At 59.9% G+C, this 1,926-nt stretch carries 2 protein-coding genes; one reads left to right on the forward strand and one right to left on the reverse strand.

The window, feature by feature from the left end; all coding sequences use genetic code 11:
* Positions 1–8: 8 nt before the first annotated feature.
* Entirely contained in the window at positions 9–563 is a 555-nt protein-coding gene (locus tag AX681_RS11060) for a hypothetical protein (RefSeq protein ID WP_066663765.1), read from the reverse strand.
* Positions 564–1,180: 617 nt separating this feature from the next.
* Here AX681_RS11060 and AX681_RS11065 point away from each other — a divergent pair.
* Positions 1,181–1,926: hypothetical protein (locus tag AX681_RS11065; RefSeq protein WP_156456076.1), on the forward strand; the 746-nt coding region annotated here is incomplete at its 3' end.

Consider the following 1,926-nt stretch of genomic DNA (forward strand, 5'->3'; position numbering starts at 1 on the left):
CGATGAGCTTAATGCACTAACAAACCAATCGGTCCACTCGGTGGGGGCAGACCAAGACGCACCTGACCGCTCAGCTTGAGCGTGACATAGGGGCTGTTGCCCCAGTCGGGGTGCGCGGGATCGAGTGCGATCGCCTCGACCTCGACCGCATAGCCGAGCGGCGCAAACATACGCTCCAGCAGGTCCAGTCCGCCGCGCGCAGGCAATGGCGTGATCATCGCCTCAAGCGGGATCGCCTGATCCGCCAGTTCCTGCCGCAGTTTCGAACGCCCGCCCATCGCGGTGTTGAGCAACCGCCCCAGCGCCACCGACAGCAGCGACGACGCCGCATAGGGCCGATCGTTGACATATTGATCCTCGATGCTGCCCTTGCCGCGCACCAGCTCGACCGCGTCCACGTCGAGCGTGATCGCCGCCGTGCAGCGCGCCTCGGTCGCCTCAGGGTAGAACAGGGTCGCCGTGCCGAAGCTCAGCGCGACCGCATGCACATTGTCCGGGTGCTTCATCAGCAAGAAGCCGAGATCGGTTGCGGGCTGATGCGTCGTGGTGATCGTCAGAAGCATGGGATGATCCAGATAAGAAAAAAGCCCCGTCGAAGGCTCGGCGGGGCTGCGGTCATGGTCGGGTGGTGGGAAGTGGGTCCGACTATGGCGCAGCGCAGGCGTGCGGGTAGGAATTGACGGCGCGCAGGTTCGATGCCGCGCAGATGGGCGCGTGGGCGAGGAGTTCATTGCGGGCGGTCGAGAGCACCATGGGTCACTTCATCGCCGGGAAGTGGTCGATGGTCAATGACTTATCGGCCGCCGCATTTTGGGGATCGCCCGTAGATCACCTCACAGCACAGAGAAGCGCCCGCGATTACATTTCATCCGCACCGGCTTTGGAATACAAAACCCTTTGTAAAGCAAACAGTTTGCGCTGATTCGGAGCAGTTATGGAATCACGTCTGCTCAAGCGGAGCGCGCTCTCACCGGGCCTGGTCGGACCTGCAAGAATTGGCGGGACCGCGGCCCACTATTGCATGGCGATCTTCGACCCTCAATTCGGCAGCGCCTTTCCGCTCGAACAGCAGCTACATTCTGACTGATAATCGGACGCTTCGAATACTGCCGCGCCGAAATTTTTACTTGAAGCTTCAAGGGCGACACCAGACACTTGGGCGTACAGAGGGGGAGCGCGTATGATTCGCGACAAGGAGCTTCTGGCACCCGAACGGCTGGTTCGTAGTGGTCGCGAGATTTTGCATGAGGCGGTCAATACCGGCCGTTTAGTCGCGTTTGTCGGGTCGGGCCTGTCGCTGGTTTATGGCCAGCCGACCTGGCGCGAATTCATCAAAAGCCTGCGCGCCAAGCTGGAAGCTGCGATCGAAGATGCCGCGAAGGACGGCAAATTGTCGCCTGCCGAAGCCGGGCGGATGCGGGCGATGGCGAATATCACGGCAATCGAGGATAGCGACGGCCTGGTCACGCTCGAGCTGATCCGCCGGGCTTATGCACAGATCGAACTTCGTTCGGACGCGGCGTCGGACAAGGAGCTATATCGGCGCGATTTGCAGTCGCTCTTTACCTTCAATGCCGTTGCAGAAGCCTTGTTGTCCAGGCGGCTCAAAGAGGCGGGCCTCACGGATGAGCAACGTGAACTGATCAGCCTATTCGCAAAGAACCGCGATCTGGCGTCCATCTACAATACCCGCACGTTCGAACAGTTGGCGATCATCAGTGGCAACTTAAACCTTAAGCTGCTTGCAAAGCTGCTCCGTGAAGAACCCAACCGATTTGGAAAGCCCGATGAAAACAAGCTTGATCGCGCTTTACCGATCGACCGACGCAGTGCGCTAGCCGTATTCCTGGCGCATTGCCAAGGTTCGCGAGAAGAGGTGTTGAACACCTTAAAAACGGCCAAGACATCCGACCCAACCCCCCCCCC

It is taken from the genome of Sphingomonas sp. CCH9-E2 (assembly GCF_001557215.1).
In the GTDB taxonomy this organism is placed as follows: Bacteria; Pseudomonadota; Alphaproteobacteria; order Sphingomonadales; family Sphingomonadaceae; genus Sphingomonas.

Bases quoted from the DNA above. Each gene is read 5' to 3' on its own strand.
- AX681_RS11060 (WP_066663765.1), bottom strand. From the start codon at position 563: ATGCTTCTGACGATCACCACGACGCATCAGCCCGCAACCGATCTCGGC.